Source organism: Microcoleus sp. B3-A4 (assembly GCF_036705385.1).
Lineage (GTDB): Bacteria > Cyanobacteriota > Cyanobacteriia > Cyanobacteriales > Microcoleaceae > Microcoleus.
Genome location: NZ_JAUBUI010000176.1, coordinates 1 through 3,228, shown reverse-complemented (window position 1 = coordinate 3,228; position 3,228 = coordinate 1). Strand labels below are relative to the sequence as shown.

The window sequence follows — 3,228 nt, the reverse complement described above, 5'->3', positions numbered from 1 at the left end:
AAGACTCAGGTGTGCATATTTAAATAACCACATTAAACTCAGTATTTCTGCTTAGTTAAAAAGCGGGATGCTCCCGAATGGTTTCTAGTTCTGCACGAGATCTTGTGTCGGCAGCATGGAATAAAGCGAAGTTTGTCTGAGCAAAAACCCACAACCATTCTTTCACACCCTTTACCACCCAAGGTGTCTCATCGCAGTGAATATTTGGCTGTGTTTGCTGTATCCAATTTTTGAGAGAGCTAACGCTTTTGTCAACTGCGGCATCTATTCTTTCATTAGTGGTTACTAAGGTTCCCACCCCGATTTCTATCTGACCGAGTTCCCACAAAAGCTCTTGTTGTTTTTCAGAGGATAGATGCCCGTAGTTATTTATCCATCCTAAAAAAGTTTGTAGCCTTACTCCTATATCTTGTCCGGGAACTAGATCGGGTGACCAATCGGATGCTTGTACCTTTCCACAATGCTCACACACACAAGTATGGCGCTGATACTCAACTATTTCTATTGGGCGCTCTACTAACTGTGCTACTTGCTGTGTTTCAATTTTTATTGGCTCTTTGAAAAATCCCGTACCACAACCACAACAACACTCTGGACGTAAAATTTCCCAGCGATGTACTCTACCAAACCCTTGACGAGTTTTTCCCGGATGCCCTGGTTGTCCTCCCGGTTTCCGTTTTGGAGCTTGGCTTTCACCATCGGAGCTCTCAGGTTTTTTTTCTGATTTTTTTAGGATGTCCCCAGATGGTGGTTTTGATGATGTTTTACTGTCTAAATCTCTACTCGCCTTGAGTTTTCCTATTTCTTGTTCTAGCTCTAAAATTCGGGAGTTTAGTTTAATTGTGGCCCTCGCCTGAAAGACAATGATTTCCACCAGTTGTTCCGGAGCCAACTGTATCAGGATTTCACGGTCTAGTTCAAGAGGCAGGTTTTTTTCCATAATTGTAATATTCCGCCTAGAATGTCACACTTGTCAATACCCTCTGACCTGAATCCTTACGTTCTGTCGATTTGGGAAATTGGCTGAGGGAAAAGGGTGTATCTTTTTGTTTAAGACTGAAAAAGAATCATTGTGTCGAAACGGAACATTTAGTTTGGCAACGGTTAGATGAATTAGGAATAGTAATCTTAAACCTCTTTATATTTTCAAGGTAAAAGAGTGAGGAAAACTCGACCGGCGACCGGATTTGATATTGCTTGTAAGTGGAAAAGGAACTACGGGGGATGGAAGGTTGATGAAGCGTGGTTTATACTCACAGATTTAGGGTCATTGCCGGCAGCTATCAATGCTTATAAGCAGCGGATGGGTATTGAAGAAATGTTCCAAGACTGTAAAACAGGAGGCTACGATCTTGAAGGAACCAGCTTAAAAGGAGACCGACTTATTAAGGAATGAAAGTTTAATAACATCAGCGATGTATAATAAATAAATGAGTGAATATGAATAGGTTTATGTTTCGGTAGAGATGTCAAATATTATACCTAATTGGTTCTTCTTATGTCGCCCAAAATTTTTTGATTTAAATCATTTCTTACTAACTTAATTCATGTGTTACTCAGACGAAATTACTGATTTAATGCGAAAACATCATCAGTCTTTATCTGAAAAAGACCAAAGAAAATATGCAGCGATAGAAGCCGTAAAACTTGGTCGTGGTGGAATTATTTACATAGCCCGAGTTTTGGGAGTAGACAGGAATACAATAGCCAAGGGAATTAAGGAATTAAAAACTGAATCAGACACTACTTTTAATCAACAGAGAATTCGCCGACGTGGAGGAGGAAGAAAAACTAGGGAGTCTGAGATACCTGATTTAAATGAGCGTTTTTTAGAAGTCTTAAAAAACCACACAGCCGGAGAACCCATGTCGGAAAAAATTAAATGGACAAATCTTACCCAGCAACAAATAGTTGAAGGTCTGAAGGCTCAGGAAACAATAGTCAGTACAACAGTTGTTCAAAAACTGTTAAAAAAACATGGATATGTGAAACGTCAAGCTCAAAAAAAACAAACAACCGGAGTAACAAAGAATCGTAATGAACAATTTGAAAATTTGGTACGAATTACGGCAGAGTAAGAGTTACAGGGAAATCCAATTGTTAGTATGGACACGAAAAAGAAGGAATTTATTGGAAATCTATATCGAGCAGGAAGTCTATATACTACGGAAGCTATTACCACATTTGACCATGATTTTCGGAGTTTGGCTGACGGAAAAGTAGTACCTCATGGAATTTACGATCTGCAACATAACCGAGGATATTTAAACCTGGGAATCAGTAAAGACACGAGTAAATTTGCTTGTGAATCGATTAAATTATGGTGGGTTAATTACGGAAAGTTTATCTACTGGAGTTTAGACTAAAAAACGAGCGCATCTAAAAGTAGCTGCCTTTAAATATCCGGCAAGCTGTTACTCAACAACTCAACAGGGAGAAGATTAAATATAGCCTTTCTCGGAAAGATGAGGTATAATGTTATTGACACTCACTCAGGAGGATAAAGCAGAGAATATCAGATCAAATGAACTATAATTACATGCTTCAGTAAAGCCACGCGAAAGCGATAGCATACACAATAGCATTTTGTTGACAGCACGCTCTGCGTGACTCACAAAAAGTAAATTTGTACTCCTCTTCATACATTGTTAAAAATGAAAGCTTATTCAATTGATTTTAGGCAAAAAATCCTTGATACTTATCATACTGAACCGATTTCACAAAAAGCAATAGCTAAGCGCTTTTCTGTAGCCCTGAGTTTTGTACAAAAATTGCTTAAACAATATCGTGAAACAAAAAACATTACTCCGCGAACTGACCGATGTGGAGTCAAAGGCAAACTGAATGCAGAGCAACTACTCATATTGGCTCAATTGATTGAAGTAAACAATGATGCAACTCTTGAAGAACTTCGTTATTTACTTTATGAGAAAATTGGATTTTCCGTTAGTAGAGCAACAATAGCAAGAATGATAAAGCTCTTAGATATTACTGTCAAAAAAAACTCTGTTCCCTTCAGGAAAAGGCACCGACCGAGTTCAACTCCTACGGTGTGAGTTCTGGGAAAAAATTAAAGAGATTAGTTTTAAAGACTTAATATTCATTGACGAATCGGGAGTTAACTTGGCAATGGTTAGGTTATATGCCAGAGCTTTAAAAGGTGAAAGGGCTCAGGGGCCAAAACCAACTAAACGTGGCAAAAATGTCTCAATACTTGGAGCAATGTCA

3 protein-coding genes and 2 pseudogenes are annotated in these 3,228 nt (G+C 38.5%); 4 read left to right on the top strand and 1 reads right to left on the bottom strand.

The genetic code is table 11. From position 1 onward, the window contains the following. Positions 1 to 76: 76 nt before the first annotated feature. Positions 77 to 940 (bottom strand): annotated as a pseudogene (locus tag QUB33_RS29000) (IS66 family transposase); the annotation flags it as partial. Between the two features lie 219 nt (positions 941 to 1,159). Between QUB33_RS29000 and QUB33_RS28995 the strand changes: the two are divergent. From QUB33_RS28995 to QUB33_RS29765, 4 genes and pseudogenes are all read left to right on the top strand, one after another. Beyond that, positions 1,160 to 1,396: a hypothetical protein gene (locus QUB33_RS28995; protein ID WP_333357977.1), complete on the top strand. Its 237-nt coding sequence runs from the start codon at positions 1,160 to 1,162 to the stop codon at positions 1,394 to 1,396. Between the two features lie 151 nt (positions 1,397 to 1,547). Then, positions 1,548 to 2,366 (top strand): annotated as a pseudogene (locus tag QUB33_RS28990) (ISAzo13 family transposase). A gap of 288 nt (positions 2,367 to 2,654) precedes the next feature. Beyond that, on the top strand, positions 2,655 to 3,056 hold the full coding sequence (locus QUB33_RS28985; RefSeq protein ID WP_333357974.1) for a transposase: 402 nt from the start codon (positions 2,655 to 2,657) through the stop codon (positions 3,054 to 3,056). After that, on the top strand, positions 2,986 to 3,228 hold a 243-nt coding region (locus QUB33_RS29765), incomplete at its 3' end, for a transposase (RefSeq protein ID WP_445299572.1). The genes QUB33_RS28985 and QUB33_RS29765, both read left to right, overlap by 71 nt.

Bases quoted from the DNA above. Each gene is read 5' to 3' on its own strand.
- QUB33_RS28985 (WP_333357974.1), top strand. From the start codon at position 2,655: ATGAAAGCTTATTCAATTGATTTTAGGCAAAAAATCCTTGATACTTAT.